Source organism: Coleofasciculus sp. E1-EBD-02, assembly GCF_040218245.1.
In the GTDB taxonomy this organism is placed as follows: Bacteria; Cyanobacteriota; Cyanobacteriia; order Cyanobacteriales; family Coleofasciculaceae; genus Coleofasciculus.
This window is the reverse complement of the sequence record NZ_JAVJQN010000157.1, coordinates 58093-84529: the sequence shown is the minus strand read 5'-3', so window position 1 is coordinate 84529 and position 26437 is coordinate 58093. Positions and strand designations below refer to the sequence as shown.

The following is a 26437-nucleotide window of genomic DNA, read 5'->3' as shown; positions in this document are numbered from 1 at the left end:
CAGGTGTAGGGTGCGTTAGCGGAGCGTAACGCACCATTTCAAACTGATAACTACTCACTGATAACTTCCTCAACCGTTAAAAGCGTTCTCCAATACCGAAATGGAGACGGCTTTCTCCCTCATCATTAAACCCATAATCCACACGAATCGGACCCAAGGGAGATTGGACTCGGATACCAATCCCGTAGCCAAAGCCGGTGCCAGGTTTATCGCGAACGATCGCAGGTTCACCGGGTACATCATCACCTGTGCCTAAATCAGTGCCGAAGTCCACAAATAAAGCACCGCCCACCACAGAGATAATCGGGAAACGGTATTCGGCGGTGGCTTGGATAAAGCTGCGACCTGAACCCACTTCTCCCTCATCGTAACCGCGCACTGAGTTACTACCACCCAGAGAAAAGGCTTCGTAGGGGGGTAAGTCTCCAATCGCAGTTCCGGCTTGCACGTTAAAGGCGAGGGATTCGGCTCCTTCGGTAAAATTGGTAAATTCTACGGGGAGATAGTAACTGTAACTCCCGCGTAGGCGATTCAGAAAGATACTCCCTTGACCAATCGGAATCGTCTGTTCAACACCGAATCTGAGCAGAGAACCACTGGTAGGTCGTAGGGGATTATTTCGGCGATCGCGCACCGCCCCCAGTTGCAGGGTAAACAGGTCGTCTGTCCCGTCGCCACTGAAGCTTAAATCGTTACCCAGTTCATCCTCTGGACTCAAATCACCATCTGAATCCCGAATCGACACATTTTGAAATTCCAATCCGGCTGATGCTGTCCATTCAGAACGGCTATAGAGGTCGCGGGATAAGGGACGAGTAAAATTAATTCCACCCCCTGTACGAACCACACGGGGGCGATCGCCATTGTCCAGTTCCACTTCATTCTCACCCCCGTCGAAAATCAGGGAAATCGAGCGGCGGCGGAAAGCATTCACGGTGTAGGATGTGCGGAAGGGATCGCCAGCAATCCAAGGATCTGTAAAGCGCAGGTCAAACAGCAGGGCGCGTTCTCCCACCTGAAATTCTGCGCCGAGGGTTTGGTTATTGCCACCAAGGTTTTGTTGCTGATAGCTCACTGTACCAAATAAGCCACTGGCAGAGCTAACTCCCGCCCCCGCCGCCAGGGAGCCTGTATTTTTCTCAATCACATCCACCACCACCACAACTCGACGCGGGTCAGTTCCCGGAGCAAAGGAGAGGCGCACGTCATCAAAAAGTCCTAGACCAAAAACACGTCGCAAATCCCGTTCAGCAATTTGGCGGTTAAATACATCCCCTTCATCCAATTGCATTTCTCTGGTGATGATAAAGGGACGGGTACGCCCGCCAATGGGTTCATCTGCTGCGGTGAGTAAGCGAATTTGCTCACCTTCGTCATTCAGGATGGGTTCTCCCTCTTCATCAAGATAGCGGACAGCAATCTCTTCAATCACACCTTCTGCCACAGTCACGGTGACGATGCCATCATCATTGACATCTGAGGCATCAACCACTTGAGCCAGGTCGTATCCCTGTTCTTGATACCAGTCGTTTAACCGTTGAATGCCTTGTTGCAGGTCATTCAGGTTCAGAATTTCACCATATTGCTCTTGGAAGATCTGATCAACCACCTCCTGAGGTAGAACCCGCGCTTCGGCTGCTGGGGGAACCGTATTCACCGCCACCTGACGCAGTACGGGGTTCGGTTCGACCACAAAGGTAATCCGCACGCCCAAGGGAGTGTCTTCGGGTACAACGTCTACACTTCTGAAGAAACCTGTGGCAAAGACGGCATTCACATCTTGCTGTAACTGAGAGCGAGTGGTTGCCAATCCGGGTCGGGTGCTAATGGCGCGAAAAATCTCGTTTTCCAGTTGCTCTTGGGGTCCGGTGTAATCCTGGAAGTCAATGACGACTTCTGAGACCAGGACTCGTGGTTCTGGCTGATTGGTGGGCGGCGTTGGCGCGTCAGTTGGCGGAACTTGAACTTGGGCAATTAGGGGAGGCGTAGGCGTCACCCTTGGCGTCGCTATGGCATGAAGGGCTAGATGATTTAGGGTTGTAGGGTTAATTGGTGATTGTGTCGAATTGACCTGAATCGGCGGGGAGGTTGATTCTGCCTCATTTCTAGGGTTATCTTTTGCCAATTCGCTGGTTTCTGTTGTCGTTTCGTCAATAACTTGAGCGAATCGAGGAGAAGAAACAGCCTGGTGATGAACTCCCCCATGATTTGTGGGTTTGACCAATGGTAATGGCGTTGAACCCAGCTCAATTTGATGAGTAGCTGGATTTTCCTGAATCGGCTGGGAGGTCGATTCTGTCTCACCTCTAGGACTATTTGTTGCTGATTCGGTCGTTTCTATTGGAGGTTCGTCAATAACTTGAGCGAACCGAGAAGAAGAAACAGCCTGGTGATGAACTCCCCCATGATTTGTGGGTTTGACCAATGGTAATGGCGTTGAACCCAGCTCAATTTGATGAGTAGCTGGGTTTTCCTGAATTGGCTCGGAGTTCGATTCTGTCTCACTTCTCGGACTGTCTGTTGCCGCATCAGTCGTTTCTACTGCGGTTTGATCGAGTGCTTCACTCAGCCAATTTTGAGTAGTTGTTCCGTCGGGGTGTTCTGGCGTCCCCGTTTTCTCATGTTCTCTCAACCTATCCCGTTGACCGGGGTCAAATCCCAGGATAGGCTGGTCAGTCGTTTGCCCATGGCTAGGGGAGTTGGATAAACCAATGCTAGCCGTTACAGCGAGAATTGCCGTTAATAAAGGAGATAAGCGCATGATCCTCAGATTTTTTGACACGTCCACACACCACGTTGATTGCAAGGATTGCGATCAGTTTTTATCCATTGTTTACTGCTTGTTACTCAGTTGAGCGATTGGCTACTGAACAAACTCGGTTAAGTTGACTGAGAACCTGATCTCTAGTTACCTTAAACTTAAGCTGTCATCACTGAACTGATAAAGGACAAAATACCAGGATTTTTATCACCTCGCTTACTCTTGAGCAATGAAGTCCCTTTAGCACAGCTTGGCATCCCATACCCACCCGTTAACAAGCACATAAAAAAGCAGACATCATAAACCTTACAGCTTTCTGTCCTCTGCCTTCTACTTTCTGCTGTCTTGGGCTAGCACTCGCTCTAGAACTTGCTGATAGGCTTGTTCAACCTGTCCGAGATCCCGACGAAAGCGATCTTTGTCCATGACTCGCTGTTGGGGATCAGTTTCGGCTTGGTTCCACAGACGACAGGTATCGGGGCTAATTTCATCGGCTAAGAGCAACTGTTGGTTGGCATCAATGCCGAATTCTAGCTTAAAGTCCACCAGGGTAATGCCGCAGCTTTGGAAAAAGGCGGTGAGACTCTGGTTAACTTGTAATGCTAGTTGTTCTAGCTGGTTCAGTTGGTCGGGTGTTGCCAGTTCTAGGAGTAATAAGCGATCGCGAGTGAGCAAGGGGTCTCCTAATTCGTCCTTCTTATAGTAGAATTCCACCAAGGGTTTGGGCAGGATTTTGCCCAGCTCCAATCCAGTTTGTTGACACAGACTCCCGGCGGCAATGTTCCTGACCACAACTTCCACGGGCAATATTGTCACCCGCTTGACCCGCATCTGGTTGGGAGTGGGACAGTCAATAAAATGGGTGCGAATCCCTTGAGATTCCAGAAACTTAAACAAGTGAGCCGCGATCGCGCAATTCATTTCCCCTTTACCGACGATTTGACCTCGCTTTTGGGCATTAAAGGCAGTCGCATCATCTTTGTAGACGCTTAGGAGAATCTCTGGATCTTCCGTCGGATAAAGGATTTTGGCTTTGCCTTCGTATAGTTTTTGCGGTTGAGACATGATCAGAGTTGGCTCGATAGATTCATTGAATCAGGATAGTGCAGTAGGGGTTTGGTGACCAAACCCCTATTTCAGGCTGTCCCCCAGGGCGATGCTGGGTAGTTGAGGTCAAATTCACTACAATAGTAGATGGTGGGAGTCTAAAAAATTTGTACCATTAATTATTCTGAGTCAGATTGAGGATGGCAAACATCTTAGAAGCTGTCCTTGAATGTTTGTCTTGGCGACAGAGGACTGGACTAGACCTAGTACCCACTTGTGAGGCGTTGACTTCTGAGTAGTAACCTGTTATCCACTTCGCTGATGGGAAACTTGCGCCGCGTTAGTCTAGACACTGCTTCGGGTGGGGAGGTTAGCGTTCAACTAATGAAAAGATGTTATCAATATTGTTAACTTTCTTGAGAAATAGGGGGAAATTAGATTCCAGTTGATCGAAAGTAGCTTTTATCAAAGGAGATCCAAATGACCGATAGAGATAAGTTTTTATACCCGCGCAGTCGCTATTACGGCGATGTCAAACCAGAAAATTTAGTGTTTAATGCCAATTTACAGGAATTCGCCCAAAAGGTAAACTATATTTGCAACTTAGAAACAGCAGGTAAAGTTGAACCCGAAGCTGCCTATAAACAAATTAAAGAGTTGTGGCATAATTTGAGACAGAGTAAACAAGAACTGGCAGTTGGTCAGCATCCTTTCCGTGGGGATGACAGGGAAAAATAATACCAAATCCGGGTTAGCTATCCCCGTTATAACCTAGTCCGCGCAGGCGGACTTTGTTTGTGTAGCAGCGATTTCAATCGCCTCCTCTTGCTCAAGACCAAAACCGCCGAATTACCCACGTCACTAACGCCGCAGCTAAGGCGACAGTTAGGGTGTAGGTGAGGGGGATAGCGGGTTCAACCCAAGGTTTAGGAACAAGTTGAGAATTGGAAATTAGCAATCGAATTGGGTCTTGTTTGTCCTCACCTAGCTTGTCTAGAGAGGCGACAAAGGAACCAACTGTCCAACCGACACCAATTACAGCTACAGTATCTTGGAAGTTGCGATCGCGTTCGGCTTTATCTAATTCTACACGAGAGCGAATCGCGTTAATGGTGTCTTCGAGTAATCTCAGTCCTCGTTCCAGATTTTCGGTGTCTTTGTGGATTTGCAGTAGGTATTTATCGGTGACTAATTCGCTAAATTCCTCTAAAAAGGCTAAGTCTCCGTCTGATTTTTTGGCAATGCGGGCGACTCGTTTTTTATAGTTACTCAGATTAATATCAATCGTGCGGGCTTGAAAGTCAAGCTGGTTTAGGTTAATTGTATAGCGATTTAAAATATCTTGAGTCTGTTCTAAATGTTGGCGAATTTTGTCAAACTCTCGCCCTTGCGATTGGGCAATATTAATTGATTTTTGTCCCGCTTCAATAGCAGCAAAATGATGTTTAATGGTTTGTTTTAATAGACGGCTTTGACTGTAAGCCCAAAGGATTTTGTTGCGGTAACAGAATAAGCGCAACCAGTCATCATAGAAACGGGCAGCAGTTTCAGCGGCTGCTCTATCGGGATAGAGAATAATTAGAACATGTTGGTTATCTTGTAAGTTGGCAAGATTGGTGATATCTGTGTCCTCTTTCATCACCAGGCGGTAGCGCTTAAGTTCATAGATCGTTGCCCCTAAAAATTGCCCTTGTCCTTCTAAATCCTGTTGCCAATTTCCCTGAGGCATTAATGACTGATAACAGGCTTTGGCAATAGCGTCAGGATTTTGGCTTTCCGGGTGAGGAAGCCAGCCAGACATCATCCAGCTTTGTCCAATGGTGGCGGTTTCACCGTGCGATCGTTGTTCTATTTCGGCTTTTAGGGTGGCAAAGGATTGGGCGGGTTGGGGTTCGGTTTGATTGTTAATCGAACAGTCGAGAATAAGTCCATAAGTGTCGCCTAAACGCACAGGATAGTAATAGCCTTGCAAGGAATCGGGTTCTGATGGGGTTTCAAAACCATGAATTTTTGGCAGCAGTTCTTGATATTCGACTTCAAAGTAGTTGTCTTTTTGAAACAGGAGAGGGTGAACGCTGGTAGGAAGTTTTTTCTGAAATTGGGTGCGATTTTGTTCAATTTCTGCTTGACTTTCGCCTAAGCCGTTTCTGAGGTCATAGAGAAATAGATCGAGGGTAGGATAGATAATATCACTCATAATTTAGGGGATATTGATATAAAAATGAATATAGCAATTCTCAAGTTAACCAGCCTTGGGTTCAAACCCAAGGAACCAAAAGCTAAAGTCGTCTAAAGACGACTGTATAGCACTACGCACACACGTTAGGACAAAAGAAGAAAAAATTAAATCGCTTTGACCCTGAATTTCGACAGGCTCAATTGCCGCGAAGTCGAAGAGTCAATCCCTTGTAAGGTAAGTGTTTTTCTTCACTATTGCCCATGACACACCGAGCGAAGCCGAGGTGTTGCCTATTGCCCATTGCCTAGCGCGTAGCGCTATAAAAGAATTCTAGTCGCTTCAAGACGATTTGTGCTACCAGCCAAGAACTTGAGTTCTTGGGGCAAGCAATCTAAACCTTTTCAGTCTCCTGAAATTATGTATTAGCTGTAGGCTTTTGCAAAAATTGTTTGAGTCTTTCCAAACTACTCAGTTTTTTAGCCGTTGCAGATGGGTTGGGCTGCGATAATATATCGATCGCGATGTTGTTAATTTCTAGACTCTCTGACTCAGACTCATCAGCCACAGGCGCAAAACCGCGTATTTTTGGTGCAGTAGCAGAGGCGACGTGTTCGAGTTCGGCTGAGGTGGGGAGTAAATCGGCGGGAAGGGTATCACCCACTTGATCAAGTTGAGATTTGACGGTTTGATAACGCTGATTTAAGTTCGGATTCACCTGAATAATCGAGAGTAAACTGGGGGCGATGTCCGATTCCCAGGCTTCGGGTTCGAGATATAATCGATGGGAAATATCGGTAAAGTCGGCTTTTTCTTGTTCAGTGAGAGAGGTGTCTAAGTCTTGGAGAGCCAGTAATAGCGCCAGTAATGTCTTGTTTGCCGTTAGATTATCCATCGGTAATCCTGAAATTTGTTACAAAATATAAAGTAATAGGAATGGTAATCAGTACCTTCCTATCCTATATGACTATAACTTTACAAGCAATGGATTTCAGATTCCGGATTTTGGGTGAATTCAGACACAAAAATTTTATTTTTTAAAATTTTAATTCGCAGCAAAATAAACCTCAAAAACCTATGATAAGGTTGAATGAATAGCTAAACTCTACCAATGGGCAGCAATGGACAGGGAAGCGTTGGTCGTCGGGATTAATCTTTATCCGCTACTCCGAGACGGACGGACAAAAAAACCCCGACATCTGGATAAACCCGCCGCCGATGCTGAGGCGGTGGCGCAGATTTTGGAAACTTATGGACAGTTCCGGGTACGCCGATTACCAGAAATTTATGACCAAGAGGGGAACCCCCACGTAGCCGCAAAGCCTCATCCCACCCAATTGGTACGGGTAAAAACGCTACAAGAGGCTATTGCAAATTTATTTAATCCCCCCAGTCGCCAGGTTCCGGATACAGCGTTACTGTTTTTTGCGGGACATGGTTTAAGGAATGACCAAGGGGGAGTCAGCGAAGGATTTTTGGCAACCAGTGATGTGAAACCCCAAGATGGTAAATGGGGGGTTTCGTTGCAATGGTTACGGCGATTACTGCAAGAAAGTCCCGTGCGTCAGCAGATTGTTTGGCTGGATTGCTGTCATAGTGGGGAATTGCTTAACTTTTTGGAAGCTGATCCGGGGGCGATGGGGGAAGCACGCGATCGCTGTTTTATCGCGGCGTCTCGTGATTTTGAGGTGGCGTATGAGGAATTTGGCGGAGAACATGGGGTATTAACGGGGGCGCTGTTACCGAGTTTACGTCCAGAGGGAAAGTCACAGGGATGGGTAACGAATTATAGTTTAGTCGAGGCGATTAATCGTCAGTTATTGACCTCGCGTCAACGTCCGATTTTCCACAACTCTGGCGGTGAGATTCTGCTGACGGGGAGAAAGGAAACCATTGAACGGGCGGTATTAATGGCGGGAGTCTGTCCCTATAAGGGATTGGAGTCCTTTGAGTTTAATGATCATGATCCCAAGTATTTTTATGGGCGCACCGCGTTGACGGATCAGTTGTTGGCGAAAATACGTCAGGGGAATTTTCTGGCGGTAGTTGGCGCGTCAGGGAGTGGTAAGTCGTCTCTGGTCAAGGCGGGGTTATTATATCAGTTGAAACTGGGACAGCGTTTGTCGGGAAGTGACCAATGGGCGATTCGGATTTTTCGACCGGGAGAACATCCGTTAAAGAGTTTAGCTTTGGCTTTAGTAGATCAGGATGATGGGGAGTCAGGAGAAGTTGAACGATTGGCGTCTCAGGGTATGGCGAGGTTAGCGGAGTTGGTGCGGGCGATTGATGCGCCTCGTGTGGTGTTGGTGGTGGATCAGTTTGAGGAAGTGTTTACCCTGTGTCAGGATGACAGGGAACGGGAACAGTTTTTGGAGTGTTTACTAGGAATGACCTCTCCCCTAACCCCTCCCCTGCAAGGGGAGGGGAATATGGCGGCGGCTGATCCGTTGAATCATGATCATGTAGGGGCGCAAGGCTTGCGCCCTCATCAACGCCCGGATGTGCGCCCGAACCCCGGTATCGCCTCAGATTATCAGCAAACACAAGATGAAATTCTTGCTCCCCCTTCCGTGCAAAAAAAGCGAAGCATCCTCTGGTCTCCCCCGTGCAATAAAAGCGAAGCATCCGCTGGCTTCCCCCTTTTGAAGGGGGACGGGAGGGGGATAGAAAAAGGGGGACGGGAGGGGGATTTAAAGGGGAACGAGGGAGGTAGGAAGAGGGCTGGGGAATTAAATCTCACCGTGGTAATTACCATGCGGGCGGACTTCTTTGGCAAATGTGCCGAACAGGACTATGGGGGACTGGCTAACCGAATCCAAGAGAATTTAGTCACCATCACCCCAATGAAGACAGAGGAATTAGCCGCCGCCATCACCGAACCCGCCAAACAAGTCGGCTTAGAAATCGAGCGGGAACTGGTGACCCAGATGCTGCTGGATGTCGAGGGACCCGGAAGTTTACCCCTATTGCAATATACCCTAACGGAACTGTGGCGGCAGCGTCAGATGAATCTGTTGACTTTGGCAGACTATACCAAAATGGGAGGGGTCAAGGGAACGCTGCAAAAACGGGCAGATGAGGTTTATGAGTCCCTGTCTAAAGAACAGCAATTGATTGCCAAACGGATTTTTCTGGAATTGACCCAACTGGGCGAAGGAACCGAAGACACCCGTAGGCAGGTATTTAAACAAGAGTTTATCAATGATGAGTTATCGAAGGAATTAGTTGAGCAGGTAATTACTCAGTTAGCCGATGCGCGATTACTGGTGACGTCCCAACTGCGGGTGCGGGGAGAAAGTGGGGCGACGTTAACCGTAGTGGATGTAGCACACGAAGCCCTGATTCGCCATTGGACACGCCTGCGCCAGTGGCTGAATGAAAACCGGGACGCGATGCGAAAAGAGCGCAAGTTAGAGGAGGCGGCGAATGAGTGGGAGAGTCAGGGGAAGCCAGAAGAACGGGCATTTCTGTTGGAAGGACAAAAATTACAGGAAGCGGAGACTTTTCTGGAAGACTATGCTGACTTGGGGTTACTCTCTAATGTAGCCCAGGAGTTTATTCGGGTGAGTCAGGCGTATCAAGAACGCTTGCGCCAACAAGAAGAGGAACGTCAACGGCGAGAGCAACGGCAGACGCGCAGAACGATTCAAGTGGGGATTGTATCATTAATCTTTGTCACTGGCTTGGCAGTCGTCGCTACAGGATTTGGTTTGCGATCGAGAAAACAAGCCCAAATTGCTAATGCCAAGGAATTAGCTGCCACAGCCGAATGGATTAGAAGTCAGCCCGGTTTATATCAAACCAGTGTCCTCTTGGCTGTAGAATCGATGGAACGCTTCCAGACGTTGAAAGAACCTTCAATAGAAGCGGATCGGGCGTTGCGGGAAGGACTGACGTTACTACCTGCGACAGTCAGTCAAGTCAGCCACGAGAGTGGGGTAAATGCTGTGGCGTTCAGCCCTGATGGTGAATGGCTGGCGACCGCAAGTTCAGACAACACCGCCCGCATCTCCCAGGTAAGTAGCGGCAAAGAAGTTGCTTGGATCAGCCACAAGAGTGGGGTAAATGCCGTGGTGTTCAGCCCCGATGGTGAATTGGTGGCAACCGCTAGTCAGGACAAAACCGCCCGCATCTCCCAGGTGAGTAGCGGCAAAGAAGTGGCTCGGATCAGCCACGAGAGTGGGGTAAATGCCGTGGCGTTCAGCCCCGATGGTGAATTGGTGGCTACGGCAAGTTGGGACAACACCGCCCGCATCTCCCAGGTGAGTAGCGGCAAAGAAGTGGCTCGGATCAGCCACGAGAATGGGGTATTTGCCGTGGCGTTCAGCCCCGATGGTGAATTGGTGGCTACGGCAAGTGATGACAACACCACCCGCATCTCCCAGGTGAGTAGCGGCAAAGAATTAGCTCGCATCAGCCACGAGAGTTGGGTATTTGCCGTGGCGTTCAGCCCCGATGGTGAATGGCTGGCGACGGCAAGTAATGATAACACCGCCCGCATCTCCCAGGTGAGTAGCGGCAAAGAAGTGGCTTGGATCAGCCACAAGAGTCGGGTAAATGCCGTGGCGTTCAGCCCCGATGGTGAATGGCTGGCGACGGCAAGCTATGATAACACCGCCCGCATCTCCCAGGTGAGTAGCGGCAAAGAAGTGGCTCGGATCAGCCACGAGAGTCCGGTAATTGCCATGGTGTTCAGCCCCGATGGTGAATTGGTGGCTACGGCAAGCTATGATAACACCGCCGAAGTGCATTGGCGAGAACCCCAGCCTTTAGTCAAGAAACCGTGTCAACACTTGAGCCGCAATCTCACCGCCAGTGAATGGCAGACATACATCGGTGAGTTAGATCAGTATCGCCAAATCTGTTCTAATCGCCCGATTCATCCTAGCCTCCTCAAAGAAGCGAAAAAGTTAGTTAGCCAAGGGAACGAGAACGAAGCATTAGCGATTATTCGCAGGGCAAATTCCCTTGACTCAGAGACCGACTTGAATCCTTACACCGAAGCCATAGACCGAGACCCAAAAACTGTTTTACAACAGTTTTCTGCACTAGCCCAGGTGGAAGAGGGAGAAAAACAGGCACGACAGGGGAAAATAAAAGAGGCGATCGCATCCTATACCCAAGCTCTTAATTTTGACCCAGATATTGACCTGAATCCTGATACAGACGATAAAGAAAAGGAACCCAAAGCCGTCGCCCACAAATTGGCTGCACAAGCCAAGGTTGAGGAAGGAGAGAAATTGGCACGACAGGGGAAAATAAAAGAGGCGATCGCATCCTACACCCAAGCCCTAGAATTTAACCCAGATATTGACCTGAATCCCGATACAGAAGACAAAGAAAAGGAACCCAAAGCCGTCGCCCACAAATTGGCTGCACAAGGTAAGGTTGGGGAAGGACAAAGGTTAGCACTACGGGGAGAAGTAAAAGAAGCGATCGCATCCTACACCCAAGCCCTAGAATTTGACCCAGAAATTGACCTGAATCCAGATACAGAAGACGAAACAGAAAAGGAACCCAAAGCCGTCGCCCACAAATTTGCCGCACAAGGTAAGGTGGAAGAAGGAGAAAGGTTAGCACTACGGGGAGAAGTAAAAGAAGCGATCGCATCCTATGCCCAAGCCCAAAAATTAGATCCCACTCTAGAAATTTCGGCTAATTCTTGGAATCAGCTATGTTGGTTCGGTAGTTTGCACCAACAGGCGACTCAGGTCATGGATGCCTGTGAAAAAGCCGTAACCCTTGAGCCTGAAGATGGAGATATTCGGAATAGTCGTGGTCTTGCTAGGGCGTTAACGGGAAATACAGCAGGAGCAATTGAGGATTTTCAAGCTTATATTGAATGGACTAAGGATGATAATCATAAAGCACAACGGCAGCGCTGGATTAATGAACTCCGCGCCGGGAAAAACCCCTTTACACCAGAAGAACTTGAGAGACTGTTAAATGAATAATTTGAGACGAACAGAGACGTTCCAGCGGAACGTCTCTACCCTTCAATCCTAAATCCCCGCATGACCTAACGCTAACCCCGCAACCAGCATCCCCAGAACCAAAAACGGTTGAGCGCTGGCTTGATATTTCACATCATTTTCCAGGATCGCTACCGTAGAATTACGGAAATTTGGCGCTTATGGCACGCTTCAACCCGTCAATGTCTGATAACCACTTACCGCGAACACTGGGTTCACAGAACCTGATTCGTAAATTATTTGTAATATAAATGGCAGCCTTTAATCATCGAAACGTAAACTTCTATGTCATTTGCTTGTGCTTTCCCGTAAAGGTGATTACATTAGAAATTGAAGCCTAAAGGCTTACTAATGACAGAAGTTGAACTGACAAAATCAAATTAGGAGGTATAAAGCCGACTGATAAATTTTATCTCTATTTCCTCATTGACAAGTAACAGCAACGCTCAAGAAATTGCTGAGATTTCCTAAAATTGTAAACTAGGGAGATTAAGCTCTAAAAACTAAGTTTTTAGTGTCACTCCAGATAGAATTAACTTAAACAGGAAATTATTCAAGCGATCTAATTTTGAGAGTTGCTGTTGCTTTATGGTTTGTCATTTGTCATTCGTCATTCGTCATTCGTCATTCGTCGTACTCGCTTCTCTTCACGCTAGCGCAGTTTTCAACGCAGACTAAATTATAGAACCCTTCTTTTTTGGACTGATACCAGAGTAGGATTTTGACTAATCAAGGCTTAAAACTTTGCACTTCAATGTTCCTTTAATCCTCCTCTACACCGTTATTTGTAAGGGTGGACAGTTTGTGCCGCAAGCCCTACTTATCTGACTCCTTCTGTGGAAGAATGGCTAGGGATGCTCTTGGGGATGGTGCAAGACGGATAATTAGAATGGGTGTAACGGAAAATTGATCATGATTTATTTGGATTCGGCATTAGTCAGTGAAGCGAAAACGGTAGAGAAATGGGGATGGGTCAAGGGAATCACCACCAATCCGACACTACTCGCCAAAAGCGATCTACCCCCAGAAACGACACTGGAACAACTGGCGGCAATTAGTCCGGGAGAACTGTATTATCAACTCATGGCAACCGATTTTCAAGGAATGGTAGCAGAAGGACGAAAAGCGTTTGAGATTATTGGGGAAAAAACAGTGCTGAAAGTTCCGGCTACAGCCGTAGGATTTCAGGTTGTCGCCCATCTATCTCCAGAGATTCCCTGTTCTGTTACCGCCATTTACAGCGCCGCCCAAGCCGCCGTTGCAACAGAAGCTGGAGCCAAATATGCGATCGCCTACGTGAATCGCGCCACTCGTTTACTAGGGGATGGTTTGGCGTTGGTGCAAGAAATGGCAACTATCCTCCAAGATAGTCCCACGGAAATTCTAGCCGCCAGTCTCAAATCACCAGCAGAAGCGGCGGGGGCTTTAATCGCTGGGGCGGATCATCTGACGCTACCGTTAGAAATGCTGAATGCGATGACAACTCACAATTTATCGGAGCAAACCATTGATGAATTTGCCCAAAAAGGGCGGGGATTGTCGTAGCAGAGGTGCAGGGGAAGCTGAGGGAGAAGAGACGTTCCGATGAAACATCTTGTGTAGGGGCGGGTTTTACCACTAACGTTTCGTGTTCGCCCTGATATAACTAAACCCGCCCCAACCTAACCATTCAATTATCACAAATAACAAATGACCAATGACCAATGACAATCCCCACCATTAACTTTGAATTTCCCCATCTACTAAAAATTCCAATTGAGCCGCCAAACCAAAGTGATCAGAGGGATACAGCGTAGAGTCATTAGGCGCTGGTTCAGTCAGAATCAGTTGACAATCTTGCACACGCAAATATTGATTGAAAAAAATATAATCCCGCGTTCCCCGCTCATGTCTAAACCGACCGTAGCGCTTCCAGTTACTTATGGCGTAGTGTAGCATCCGCTGCCAGCCGCGCCATAGGGGAGTAGGAGCAGTATACTCTGGTTCATGTCCGTGGTGCGCCCCATACGCTGACGTAAATTGAGATTGCATCAGACTAATTTCCGGAGTACCGGGACTCGCGTTAAAATCACCCACCGCCACCACAGGCATGTCTGGCAGAAATTTACCCAACCAATCCAGGAGTAAACGAATCTGTTTTTCTCGTTCGGGAGAGGAACCGGGCGACCAAAAATAATGCCCATTGCATAAAATTAAGGATTTACCCTCCACTTCCACTTGCACATACTGCGCTTTGCGTCCCTGACCTTGCAAATCCAGTTCCGCCTGCTGTACGAATGGATAACGGCTCAAAATCGCTGCCCCATATTTGGGTTGCGCTTGATTAGGTTTTTGGTACGGTATCAAGTAGACGTGGGGCATCTCTAGCTGTTCAGCTAACCAAGCACTGGTATCTTCTGGCAACTTGACCTCCTGTAACCCAATCAGATCCGCCTGTTGTGCCTTGAGTCCGGCTGCCAAAAGGTCTCGTCGCTGTTCCCATCTGTCCATTTCAAACAAAATATTTATGGTGACGATTTTGACCACGGGTGAGTTTACTCCTTTGATTGGTTCCTCTGATCGAGAATAAACCGAACCGAGGAAATCTACCGGGGACAAGACAGCTATATCGATAAATAGTTATCAAATATTAAAATTTAATGTAATCGTAGTTCAATTCCAGCAGAGGGGCTGTATGATTGAATCAATCACTGTTTAAATAACGAGCAATATAAGTCCGCTAAAGTTCTATCAAAACTATTTAAGGTAAAACGTTCCAAACATAAAGGGTCAGCTATGAACACAAAACAACGAATTCTGATCATCGGTGGTGTTGCTGGAGGCGCATCCTGTGCGGCGCGAACTCGCCGTCAGTCGGAGTCGGCTGAGATTATCATCTTTGATCGCGGTTCCTTTGTCTCCTTTGCCAATTGCGGCTTACCTTACTACGTGGGAGATGTAATTACCGACGAGAAAAAACTCCTGGTTGCCAATACACAACTGTTCAAACAGCGCTTTAATATTGAGGTGCGTCTGGAGAATGAAGTCCTGGAAATCGACCGAGACGCTAGAGAAATCTCCGTCAAAGACTTGAACTCTGGACAAGTGTACCGAGAACGCTATGACGCCCTCGTCCTGGCACCAGGCGCTTCTCCCTTACGTCCACCCTTACCGGGAATTGACCTACCGGGAATTTTTGCCCTACGCACCATTCCTGATAGCCGTCGGATTCGGGAATGGATTGTTGAACGTCAGGTGCAGCAAGCGGTTATTGTTGGTGGCGGGTTTGTGGGTTTGGAGATGGCGGAGAACTTAGTTAAGCGGGGAATTGCCGTGACCCTACTGGAAATGCTACCGCAAGTCATGCCTCCCCTTGATCCCGAAATGGTGACACCTGTTCACGATCGCTTAATGGCACATGGGGTACAGTTACGCTTAGGCGATGGGGTCACTGGGTTTGAGCAAACCAGTGAAGGTACATTGATTGTATCGACAAAATCTGGGGAAAAGCATCCAGCCGATTTAGTTATTTTAGGCATTGGCGTGCGTCCCGAAACTCAACTAGCTAAGGACGCTGGATTAGACATTGGCGATCGCGGTGGGATTCGAGTCAACGAACAAATGCGAACCAATGATGACCATATATGGGCGGTGGGTGACGCTGTAGAAGTGCGCGACTGGGTAACGGGGGAATGGATGTTAATCCCCTTAGCCGGTCCAGCCAACCGCCAGGGACGAGTGGCGGCGGATGCGATTTGTGGACGGAATACCACGTTTCGCGGCGTACAAGGAACCACCGTTTGTGGTGTCTTTGGCTTAATTGTGGCGGCGACGGGTGCGAGTGAGAAAACCCTGAAGCGGGTAGGGATGGCGTATGAGAAAGTTTATCTGCATCCGGGTCATCATGTGGGCTATTATCCAGGGGCAAAACCGATTGATATGAAGTTACTGTTTTCTCCCCAAGAGGGTCGTATATTGGGCGCACAAGCGGTTGGCGAAGAAGGGGTAGAAAAACGGATGGATGTGATTGCCATGGCGCTGCAAAATCAGGCAACGGTGTTTGATTTAGAGGAGGCAGAATTGTGTTATGCGCCTCAATTTGGTGCGGCGAAAGACCCGGTAAATTTAGCGGGAATGGTGGCGGCGAATGTATTGCGCGGTGATGCACCAATTATTCACTGGGATAAGCTGGCGGATGATGAGGCGCTGCTATTGGATGTTCGGGAAATTGGCGAATTTGAGGCGGGTCATGTTGAGGGGGCGTTGAATATTCCTTTGACACAATTGCGCGATCGCGTCCATGAATTGCCCAAAGACCAGAAAATTGCTGTCTATTGCCAAGTCGGTCAACGGGCATACTATGCCACCCGTGCGTTGCGGTTACAGGGGTTTGATGCCCACAATCTTACGGGTGGATTTAAAACCTACAAGGCGGTTCAGTAGGTTATTTGTCATTTGTCATTTGTCATTTGTCATTTGTCATTCGTTGAACGAAATAGTTGAGCGCAGTCCCCCGGAAAGAATCTTTGATTTAGATGGGGGAAAGCGAAACGAAGATGATAAGCGGTAGCATCCTTAGTCTGGTTTTTCCTGATTTTTCACATATTCAATCAGTTTGTCTAGGGTTGCCCCGGTTCCTACTGTAATCAGGGCGTAGCTGCTAGCCCAAAACCTAGGTTTTGGGCTAGCAGTAAAACCGTTTGAGATGTTGTTCATACTCTTTTCTCATCAACCGAGATGAGACAGTTTTTAGATTGTTAACCAGTCGGGAAAGCTCAATACTGGGGATGGTCTCAAACAAAATATGGATATGGTCGCTTTCCCCATTAAACTCCACCAACTCGCCATCCCATTTATGTAACGTCTCTCTAAATATCTCGTTGAGCCTGTCAATCATTTCGTTGGTCAGGCTTTTGTTTCTGAACTTGGTAACAAGTACGAGATGGTAAATCAACCGAAACGCTGAATTAGAGCGAGTCTTAAGTCTTGTTGTGGTCATACAGCTAATATCATAACTAAGTTGACAACTAAGTCATTTAATTGTAACATGATATCCATACAGGCGATAGTCGAGGCTATGGTCAAGAAAAAGACTAAAAAGCAATCCAAGCGGAAAAAGGCACAAAAAGAGCCAAACATCAGAACCGATGTTTGGCAATTAGCCATGACGCAAGAACAGCGCCGATTAGCACTTCTTACCGTAGCTGAATACCGATTTTTTCTGAAGCCGTTGGTACTCATTAGCTATTGGAATTGGGGAAACCTCTCTGGATTAAACAGTTCCGAGAGAGTTAATACTTTAGAAAAGCTGATTCATAAGACAGCAAACAACCCCAACCCTAAATACTATTGGTACTTTCACAAAGCCATTAGTAACCACCCTTCATTTCCCAAGTTTCCCAGCTACCTGAGACGTGCTGCAATTCAGGACGCTTTAGGCATTGTTAGTAGCTTTGTTACTCGTTGGGATGATTGGAAGAGAGGGAAACGGAGACATCGGTACGACAAGCCTCCCAAGTTGACCTCGATGTGCAGCAGTTATCCAGCAATGTACAAAGGTCAGCAAATTAAATATCATTCCAATTTCACCTCTGTTGATTTAAAAATCTGGAATGGTACTGATTGGGTTTGGATGCAAGGTGTTTCCATCAAAAAGCATGGAAAAAGTCGGCACACCAGAGAGGGGGCGAAACTGTTATCTCCTGCTCTGATTGTCAACAAGCGAAGTATTCATCTTTCCATGCCTGTTGAGGTTAACCCTCAACCTCTACCTGATTCGGATTATGTTTGTGCTATCGACATTGGCATAAACACAACAGCAACCTGCTCAATAGTTGGCAAAGACGGTACTGTAAAAGCTAGGAAGTTCATTAACCCTGCTGGAGACATAGACCGCCGCGACCAACGCAAGCAGCGTATTGCAACCAAGTCCAAACTAACTCGGAAAATTATCAACCAGGATTTACCTAAAGACTTCTGCCAAGGTCTGTATCGAAAGTCTAAAAACATCAACGAACACATTGCTCAAACTGTTTCGAGGCAGATTGTTGAGTTTGCTCAAAAACATCAAGTTAACGTGATTGTGTTTGAGAACTTATCGAATTGGAAAGCTAAAGGCGGGAAGCATGGGTCTTTGCAAAAACAGCGCTTTCATCAATGGTGCAAGGACAAGTTGGTTGAGTTGACCATTCAGAAATTCTCCGAGTTGGGCGCAAAGGTACGCAAAGTCAACGCTAAGTACACCAGCGCTTACGCTTTTGACGGTAGCGGAAAGATTAAGCGGAGTAACAAGAAATATTCCCAAGCTGTATTTCAAAATGGGAAGCGCTACAACGCTGACTTATCTGCTTCCTACAATATCGGTGCCAGGTATTGGTACGCGGTATTAACTAATAGTAAATTTACTAGGGTCTGGGCAGGCGGAAGTTCCTCCCAGGCGCTGCGAACGCCAGTGACGCTCAGCACTCTTTGGGAGCTGAGCAAAGCCTAGCATAAGAATCCCCAGCTAGAATTTCTAATTTAGCTGGGGTGCGTTCAAGTTAGTACAACACGAATGAGTTTGTATAGCAGTAGACACATCGATTAGGACAAACGAACTGTTGTAGAGACGTTGCATGCAACGTCTCTACCATAAGATGCGTCCTAACCGCTATGGCGGTTGCTATAAGTAAGTGGACACAATTAAAGTTAGCGGTGGAGATTAGGGAACAGGGAACAGGGAACAGGGAACAGTAAGGGTTTGAGGCTTGTTTAGATAACTTAATCTAGTTAAGTTTATTTCCACCAACCTACTTAGTACCAAGTTGCCTCTCAAAGCGTTAATCTGACACGTCGGAACACAACTCGGTATTAAGAATCGTTATTTTACCGTTCGGTATTCTTGCTGAAGGATGTTCGCTTGTCAACTTCAGGTATTTCAGGTGTTTCTGGCTTAACATCAACCTGCGTCACTTCTGTTTCTGCGACGTTTTTTCCCACAGCAGTGACAGGTTTTGCTGCGACTACCGCCGTTGGGTCGGGTTCCACAATAATGCGTTCTTGTTCTGCCACTACCTTACCATCTTGATTCTTCTGATTCGATGGCTTTGCTTTCTCTGCCTTGTCTTGAACGTTATCGGCTGCACCCATCGCCGCATTTTTGGCTTGGTCGGCTTTACTCTGGAGAGAGGGTTTAGCGTTCTCAGCCGCATCTTGCACCTTATCGGCTGTCTTCACCGCAGCACTTTTGGCTTTGTCAGCTTGACTTTCAATAGTTGGCTTAGCCTTCTCAGCCACATCTTGCACCTTGTCGGCTGCTTTTTCCGTAGCACTTTTCGCTTGGTTAGCGGCATTTTCAATCGCTGGCTTGGCTTGTTCAGCCGCACCTTGCACTTTGTTGGCTGCCTGTTCCGCAGCACCTTTGAGTTTATCGGGTGCATCTTCCGGGGTAGCCTTAGCCGTCAAACCACCCGCTACAGCGCCTGTAACAGCACCTACAACTGCGCCTCGTTTGCCAGCCACTTGACTACCAACTACAGCACCAACGGCTGCGCCAGCTACCCCAGCGCCAACTACACCCTTGCCTTGATTATCTTGATTGTCTTTATTGGACGAAGATTCATCGGGTTGATTAGCAGTGGGTTCAATCGGTTGATTATTTTTATCCAAAAATTGCTTATTACTATTCATGTAGAGTTGTCCTCCTTTACTGATATTGAATGTTTTTCTAAGGTTTAAGGCTTTCTTGTATCTTTCACCAACTTACCAATTCGCTGTTATCGCTGACGCCAAGCTAAAGGAGGATATGACACTATCTTGAATCAGTCGATAGATACATTTCATCCCAAATCCGCTTTGAAAACCCTTTTTTGCCATGGCGATTGAAATCGCGGCTACACAAACATAGGCGAAGCCTTCCCGAAGGGTAGTCCGCCTGCGCGGACTGGATTATAACGGGGTAGCTAACCCGGATTTGGTATCAGGAGGGAACAGAGAATAGAAGGGACTTGTGAGTCTTGACAATTTTTAACTCAGCCCGACACAGTTTATGTCCAGATATAGCGGTACTAAGACAGGTTAGGACATTCTTTACTGTTCCCTGTTCCCTGTTCCCTGTTCCCTGTTCCCTCTGGGATTAACTGATGTCCTTTCCGTACCTCGTAGTGCTATACTTATGAACCCCTAGTTAGCGGTCAAAACAGGGAGAGCCTCAGCGTTTCCAGAGTTTGAGCGGTTGCAGGATTTTGGCAATCCAACGGACGGTTCCGGGTTCGGTTAAAATTCCCTGGGTGGGACTGAATAGAAATGCCAGAATAAAGAAACTAAAGACAACCATGACGATCGCAGGTCCTGATGGCAAATCCAGGTGATAGCTTAAATACATACCCGTGACACCCGCCATTACACCGATTATTGCCCCTAATCCCATCATCTGATGCAATTCTTTGACTAAAAGATAGGCAGTAATGGCAGGACCAACCAGGAGGGAGATCACCAGCAGTACACCCACGGTTTGCATACTGGCGACAATTGTCAAGGTAATGGCGCAGACAAAGCCGAAATACATGGTGGTGACGGGTAAACCACTGGCTTGAGCGCCGAGGGGGTCAAAGGTGTAGAAAAGGAGTTCTTTGTAAAACAGTTTGGTTAACAGTAAAACGATGACGGTAATGATTAGCGTATGCCAGACATCGCTGGTTCTGACGCCTAAAATATCGCCGAATAGAATAGAACTGAGGTCAAATTGATTTGTTTCTAAGAGGGTAATTAGGATAACTCCCAAGCCCAAAAAACTGGTTAAAGTTAACGCCATCGCTGCATCTACTTTCACTCGCGATCGCTGATGAATCCCAGCCACCACTAAAGCGCTCAATGTCCCAGCTACAAACGCTCCCAGAGACAGAAATTGTTCCCCCACAAAAAAGGCGATTGATAGTCCCGGTAAAACAGCATGGGCGATCACATGAGCGATCATGATCATCTGTTGCACAATCAAATAACTCCCCACAACCGCCCCTAAAATTCCCAGCAGCACCGCAATCGCTATAGCGTCACGCATATATCCCCACTGCAGCGGTTCAATTAACCAATCCCACATCCTATCCACCTCACTTATTCTTAATTTATTATTTACTATTAATAGTTCATTAAAATCTGTATTATGCTACCTTTATTCTTTCCGAATGTTGATGTTTAATGATTGCTATGATTTGCAACTTAAGTTATCGGTCACAAGCCAGGGCGGGTTTTGTTTTTCAGCTATCAGTCATACGCAAGCTTTAATGGCTCGCCCCTACAGTAGCTAAACCCACTCCTACTGCTTTGAGATTAGGCAACAACCAGGCTCATGAGTTTACCATAAGCTTTTTTGAGATTTTCAGTTGTCAATACTTCTGACTTTGACCCCACCGCAATTAACTCTTTATTTAAAAGTAACACTTGATCATACTGCTCCAAGGTTTCGCCTAAATCGTGACTAATCACCAATACCATTTTATTTTGAAACTTTAAGTCTTGAAAAATCTCAAAAATAATCTCTTCTGTCTTTTGATCAATCCCAGCAAACGGCTCATCAAAAAAAAACAACTCTGCCTGTTGCGCCAGCGCCCTAGCCAAAAATACTCGTTGTTGTTGTCCACCAGAAAGTTCACCAATTTGACGATGGCGATACTCAAATAAGCCCACCCGTTCTAATGCATCCTGAACAATCTCCTGGGATTGACGAGACGGATGTTTAAACCAACCCGTGTGGATAGTGCGCCCCATCATCACGACATTCCAGACTGTAACTGGATAATTCCAGTCAATTTGGGTGCGCTGCGGTACATAGGCGACTCGTTTGCGCTGACTTTTCAGGGGTTTGTCGTGAAATGTAGCGACCCCTTTAGTGAGCGGAATCAGTCCCAGAATCGCCTTAATAATCGTACTTTTCCCAGCACCGTTGGGTCCCAATAACACCGTTAACTGTCCCGGTTGGATGGAAAACGAAACACCGGAGATTGCCCAGGTATTTCGGTAGTTGACCGCCAAATCATGAACTTCGAGCATTACAACTTGTCTGTGAGAATGACTACCATTAACAAATTCTGCTTTCAGCTTATCGGATAATGATTCCCCTGATGTCACACCAATTGGGTAGGGATAGGGAAGCAGGGGGAGCAATGTAGAGACGTGCCATGGCACGTCTGGGTGATGGGGGAGAGGAAAATACATGAGAACTCCCTGGGAGTCGTATTGGGGACGAAACCGTCGCCATTTGGGTCAACTCCAATCTTAGAATGATTATCATTATAATAATCTCTCGGTTAAAGGAGCTTGACTATGCTAAAGTATCTATCGAGCCAAACCCTGAACGGCTGGAATAGTACGGTGTTGGCATTAGCGATCGCACTGACAGGGTGTGTTCAAACCAACCAGACAACGGTTTCACCAACAGAAGATGGGACATCAGGTGAGAAACCCAGTGTCGTGGTATCTCATCGCGTTCTTTGCAATTTAACTGAAGAAATTGCCCAAGACACCATTCAACTCAACTGTTTATTAGACCCGAACCAAGATCCTCACACCTACCGATCAACCCCATCCCATCGGAAAGCCGTTGAAACCGCACAACTGATCCTTTATGGTGGCTATGAGGGGGAACCGGGCGTTGAGGGATTAATTGAAGCCAGCAATACATCAGCCCCTATCGTTGCTGTATTTGAGGAAGCTGTCCCCAATCCCCTGGAGGGAGAAGCACATCACCATGACCATAATGGAGATCACCATGATCACGGGGAAAAGGAACAAGGTGAACACTCAGATCATGAAGAAAACCATGCCGCCGATAAGGGGGAAAACGTTCCCGATCCCCATGTTTGGCATGATGTACAAAACAGCATGGCAATAGTTGATGTGATTCGGAACCAACTGACAGAGATTAATCCCGATCAGGCTGACCTTTATACGGAAAATGCCCAACAGTTAACCAATCAACTCGACCAGTTAGATACCTGGGTCAACGCACAAGTCGCAACGATTCCCCCAGGAAAACGTAAAATTGTCACCACTCATGACGCCTTGGCGTATTACGTCAACGCTTATGGATTTGAAGCGGCGGAATCGTTACAAGGACTCAGTACCGAAGAAACCCCCTCAGCCGCACGGGTAAAGGAATTGGTAGGAACCATTGAACAAGCCAAGGTTCCCACGATTTTTGTGGAAACTACAACTAATTCCACCGCCATTGAAACCGTTGCTAGGGAAGCGAATGTCAAGGTTTCTGAACAAAAACTGTTTGTTGGCAGTCTAGGTGCGGCAAATAGTGACACGGCAACCTATATCGGAATGATCACCCATAATACCTGTGCGATCGCGGAAGGTTTGGGCGGAACCTGTACTCCGTTCAAAGTAATGACAGGTGACAATTAGCCTTAAGAGGAAAGGTACTGAAAATTGGCATTTTTGGCTCGCCGAAACCCTTGATGTACCGTAGGGTGGGCATTGCCCACCAGCCTTAAGTCAGCACCATTCGCCTTAAGAGGAATGATACAGCGTCGGTTTGGTTAAGGCGGGTACGATGCGATCGCTCGCCAGTTTACCACCGTACAGGTTCCGTGCCACGGGTCCTATCTGTAGGGCGGCTAAACCTCCCATCACGAATAACTCACAACCTGACCAACGCAGATGCTCGTCTAAAACGGGCAGACCCTTGACAATAGGTACAGGATATGCATCAATAACATCCTTAAGTAACGGGTCAACGGTGGCATCAAAGCCAGTTCCAGTCGCATACCAAATACGTTGACATTGATAAACTTGACCATCATCACAGTCAACCTGCCACTGGTTATCCTGCCACCGAGCCTCAACCACCTGACATTCTGGATAAAACCTCAGCTTACCTTGCCGTTCCAGGCGGCGTAACTGAAACATCATCTTTGGCGTCATTGATCCCCCATTTCGCGCCCCCTGAATCATCTCCCACCGCCTTTGCCAATTAGGTTCAGCCCAAAAGCCCTTGAGATACTTGGGTCCCAACCAACCCGGTTCAGCATCAAACCATTTTTCCTGGAGTCGGCGCCGTGACATTAACATCACCTTCGCTCCCCGTGCTGCTGCACCTACGGCTAAATGTCCACTCGTCAACCCACCCCCAATAATCAACACCTGCTCACCGACTATCTGCACGTTGCGTAAATCGACGCTTTGAGCATGGCATAGTCTGTCCTTTGGATAAGCCGATGCCATCTTATCTACCCAATCCGGTACAATCTTTCTCCCCGCACCCGTAGCCAGAACCACCCGACGAGCGATGACTGATTGCCCATTGGACAACTCCAGGCGAAATCGAGGGCGTTTGAAAACCGTGGTTGGCTCAATGCTACTCACAGCAGCCTGAACCAGCTTATCCGGCAAGCCCCACTGATGGATAACATTCTGACAAAACTCCTCAAATAGCTGCGTTCCCGGAAGATCATAAGGGGGAAAAAATTCCGACTCCCGGTTTTCGGCAAAAGAGCGCAGCGCATAGGGGTTGGGGTGGGGATGGTGTACCGCAGGGGATCTCAGATGAGGGATGTCTAGGGCGGCAAATTGATGGAACCACCGATTCATCCATCTGCCACTGGCGTCAAACACCCAAAACCTATCCCCCATTGTCTTACGCTTTTGCAGCAGGTGAGTGACTAGGGTTAGAGCCTGGGGACCTGCGCCAACAATAGCAATGTCAATGTTCGCGGGTAAGGATGCCGAATGGTTTGTCATGAAAAATCAGACCCGGGATTTACAATAACGATAATCGTTCTTATGATAATGATTATCATAATTGTGACACCGAGTAACCGCTAGGTGATCGGGCAAGACCTTGAACTGAATAGGGTGTGAGGAATGACTATGGCAAAAATGTGGTGGCAGTCTTTAATCGTTAACCCAGTGGTGTTGGGTGGTACTTGGGCAGTCTGTGCAGCCCCAAATGCTTTGGCACAAATTGAGGGATATAACCCCATCAGTCAGACGAACGCTCTTGAGCAAGTCACCAGTGTCTCTCAGTTACGAGATGTTTCCCCTGGTGATTGGGCGTATGAAGCCTTACGCAGTCTGGTGGAACGCTATGGCTGTATCGCGGGCTATCCCGATGGCACCTATCGCGGGAATCGAGCCTTAACCCGATTTGAGTTTGCCGCTGGTTTGAATGCGTGCTTGCAGCAAATTGAGCGTTTACTCCCCAATGGCGAACTGGAGGGGAGTGATTTGGCAACCTTACGACGGTTGGTGCAAGAATTTGAGGCGGAATTGGCAACTCTAGGGGCGCGAGTCGATAATTTGGAAGGTCGAGTCGCTTTTTTAGAGGATCATCAGTTTTCCACAACAACCAAACTTCGCGGAGAAGTCAGCTTTTCCCTGAGTAGCGTGTTTGGGGATGAAAAGGCTTATGGTAGTGGAGAAGATTTGGAAGATGAAGTGGTTTTCGACAACCGAGTGCGTCTATTTTTAGCGACGAGTTTTACGGGAGAGGACTTGTTACTGACTCGTTTGGATGCACTGAATCCGGTTCCTTTTGGTCCGGGTGAAGGAGATAATCCTAATATTACTGGAACTAGCATGACTCGCTTCGCTTTTGATGAAGGCAATGATAATGATTTAGCTCTTGGCAAGATAAGATATAGCTTCTCTCTGGGAGAAGAGGAACATGGACAGGGTGCCGTTAAAGATGCCAAACTTTCCTTTATGATTGATGCCGTTGGCGGCGAGTTTGCCGGGAACTTTGCCAACTATAACGAGTTTTTCTCGGGAGAAATGACGGGGGCAATTTCTCGTTTCGGGCGTTTCAATCCGATTTATTATCAGGGAGTCGGAGGCACGGGTGCTAGTTTGACCTATAACTTCAATTCGGCACTTAATTTATCCTTGGGTTATCTGGCTGCCAATGCTAATAATCCGAGTGAGAAAAACGGATTGTTTAATGGTCGCTATGCTGCCATCGCCCAACTGGGGATTGAACCGAGCGAAGCTTTGCGTTTGGGTCTGACTTATGTGCGTTCCTATTATCCTGGGGGAAAGGTGGTGGTTTCTGGGAAGACGGGGAGTGAATTGGCAAATGTGCCATTTGGGGAAGATACTGCCACGTCAGCTGATCAGTTTGGGCTTTCTGCCAGTTTGCGTCTCAGTCCCGCTTTTACGCTGTCGGGGTGGGGCGGTTTAACCCTGGCTCATGCTCAAGATAATGGTTTCAATAATGGTGTCTTGGTGGATGAGGGCGATGACGCCACTATTTTTAACTGGGCAGTGACGCTGGCATTGCCTGATTTTGGCTCAGAGGGGAGTCTGCTGGGGTTTGTTGTCGGACAACCGCCGAAGGTGACGGATAATGATGGCGGTTTTGAGGATGATGATACGTCTTGGCATCTGGAAGCTCAGTATCGTTATCAACTCACGGATAATATCGCGATTAATCCGGGGGTGTTCGTGATTCTTAACCCAGAACACGATGATAACAATGACACGATTTGGGTGGGGACGCTTCGCACTATCTTTGAATTCTAG

Annotated in this window: 16 protein-coding genes and 1 pseudogene; 7 read left to right on the top strand and 10 right to left on the bottom strand. The window is 47.5% G+C overall.

All coding sequences use genetic code 11. From position 1 onward, the window contains the following. Positions 1–76: 76 nt before the first annotated feature. The gene (locus RIC07_RS25920; RefSeq protein WP_446397027.1) at positions 77–2761 is read right to left on the bottom strand and encodes a BamA/TamA family outer membrane protein; all 2685 of its coding nucleotides are present in this window, start codon (positions 2759–2761) and stop codon (positions 77–79) included. A gap of 330 nt (positions 2762–3091) precedes the next feature. Further along, complete coding sequence (purC, locus tag RIC07_RS25915) at positions 3092–3826, bottom strand: phosphoribosylaminoimidazolesuccinocarboxamide synthase (protein WP_446397026.1); 735 nt, start codon at positions 3824–3826, stop codon at positions 3092–3094. Between the two features lie 462 nt (positions 3827–4288). On the opposite strand from purC, the gene RIC07_RS25910 reads away from it, so the two are divergent. After that, on the top strand, positions 4289–4546 hold the full coding sequence (locus RIC07_RS25910; RefSeq protein ID WP_446397025.1) for a DUF7219 family protein: 258 nt from the start codon (positions 4289–4291) through the stop codon (positions 4544–4546). A gap of 91 nt (positions 4547–4637) precedes the next feature. Here RIC07_RS25910 and RIC07_RS25905 read toward each other — a convergent pair whose 3' ends face one another. Both RIC07_RS25905 and RIC07_RS25900 read right to left on the bottom strand, forming a co-directional pair. Continuing rightward, positions 4638–6005 carry a hypothetical protein gene (locus tag RIC07_RS25905; RefSeq protein ID WP_446397024.1) on the bottom strand — a complete coding sequence of 456 codons (1368 nt, stop codon included), beginning with the start codon at positions 6003–6005 and terminating at the stop codon, positions 4638–4640. 397 nt (positions 6006–6402) lie between these two features. Further along, entirely contained in the window at positions 6403–6879 is a 477-nt protein-coding gene (locus RIC07_RS25900) for a hypothetical protein (RefSeq protein WP_446397023.1), read from the bottom strand. 226 nt (positions 6880–7105) lie between these two features. Between RIC07_RS25900 and RIC07_RS25895 the strand changes: the two genes are divergently transcribed. Continuing rightward, positions 7106–11938, top strand: a complete 4833-nt coding sequence (locus RIC07_RS25895) for an nSTAND1 domain-containing NTPase (RefSeq protein ID WP_446397022.1) — start codon at positions 7106–7108, stop codon at positions 11936–11938. A gap of 930 nt (positions 11939–12868) precedes the next feature. Next, complete coding sequence (locus RIC07_RS25890; RefSeq protein ID WP_446397021.1) at positions 12869–13501, top strand: transaldolase family protein; 633 nt, start codon at positions 12869–12871, stop codon at positions 13499–13501. A gap of 174 nt (positions 13502–13675) precedes the next feature. Here the strand turns inward: RIC07_RS25890 and RIC07_RS25885 are convergent, their stop codons facing one another. Then, positions 13676–14482 (bottom strand): endonuclease/exonuclease/phosphatase family protein, encoded by an 807-nt coding sequence (locus RIC07_RS25885; protein ID WP_446397020.1) that lies wholly within the window; start codon positions 14480–14482, stop codon positions 13676–13678. A 249-nt stretch (positions 14483–14731) separates the two neighbouring features. Here RIC07_RS25885 and RIC07_RS25880 point away from each other — a divergent pair, with 249 nt between their 5' ends. After that, positions 14732–16378, top strand: a complete 1647-nt coding sequence (locus tag RIC07_RS25880; RefSeq protein ID WP_446397019.1) for an FAD-dependent oxidoreductase — start codon at positions 14732–14734, stop codon at positions 16376–16378. A 132-nt stretch (positions 16379–16510) separates the two neighbouring features. On the opposite strand, the pseudogene tnpA reads toward RIC07_RS25880, so the two are convergent. Then, positions 16511–16934: pseudogene (tnpA, locus tag RIC07_RS25875) on the bottom strand (IS200/IS605 family transposase). A 78-nt stretch (positions 16935–17012) separates the two neighbouring features. Here tnpA and RIC07_RS25870 point away from each other — a divergent pair. Beyond that, the gene (locus RIC07_RS25870) at positions 17013–18425 is read left to right on the top strand and encodes an IS200/IS605 family accessory protein TnpB-related protein (RefSeq protein WP_446397036.1); all 1413 of its coding nucleotides are present in this window, start codon (positions 17013–17015) and stop codon (positions 18423–18425) included. A gap of 374 nt (positions 18426–18799) precedes the next feature. On the opposite strand, the gene RIC07_RS25865 is transcribed toward RIC07_RS25870, so the two are convergent. The 3 genes from RIC07_RS25865 to RIC07_RS25855 form a co-directional block, all read right to left on the bottom strand. After that, positions 18800–19603 carry a hypothetical protein gene (locus tag RIC07_RS25865; protein WP_446397018.1) on the bottom strand — a complete coding sequence of 268 codons (804 nt, stop codon included), beginning with the start codon at positions 19601–19603 and terminating at the stop codon, positions 18800–18802. Positions 19604–20123: 520 nt separating this feature from the next. Beyond that, positions 20124–21011, bottom strand: a complete 888-nt coding sequence (locus RIC07_RS25860) for a metal ABC transporter permease (protein WP_446397017.1) — start codon at positions 21009–21011, stop codon at positions 20124–20126. 230 nt (positions 21012–21241) lie between these two features. Beyond that, positions 21242–21961 carry a metal ABC transporter ATP-binding protein gene (locus RIC07_RS25855; protein ID WP_446397035.1) on the bottom strand — a complete coding sequence of 240 codons (720 nt, stop codon included), beginning with the start codon at positions 21959–21961 and terminating at the stop codon, positions 21242–21244. A gap of 273 nt (positions 21962–22234) precedes the next feature. On the opposite strand from RIC07_RS25855, the gene RIC07_RS25850 reads away from it, so the two are divergent. Next, entirely contained in the window at positions 22235–23323 is a 1089-nt protein-coding gene (locus RIC07_RS25850) for a metal ABC transporter solute-binding protein, Zn/Mn family (protein WP_446397016.1), read from the top strand. A gap of 105 nt (positions 23324–23428) precedes the next feature. Here RIC07_RS25850 and RIC07_RS25845 read toward each other — a convergent pair whose 3' ends face one another. Beyond that, positions 23429–24658 carry an FAD-dependent oxidoreductase gene (locus RIC07_RS25845; protein WP_446397015.1) on the bottom strand — a complete coding sequence of 410 codons (1230 nt, stop codon included), beginning with the start codon at positions 24656–24658 and terminating at the stop codon, positions 23429–23431. A gap of 129 nt (positions 24659–24787) precedes the next feature. On the opposite strand from RIC07_RS25845, the gene RIC07_RS25840 reads away from it, so the two are divergent. Further along, a complete protein-coding gene (locus RIC07_RS25840; RefSeq protein ID WP_446397034.1) occupies positions 24788–26437 on the top strand; it encodes an iron uptake porin in 1650 nt (549 codons plus the stop codon).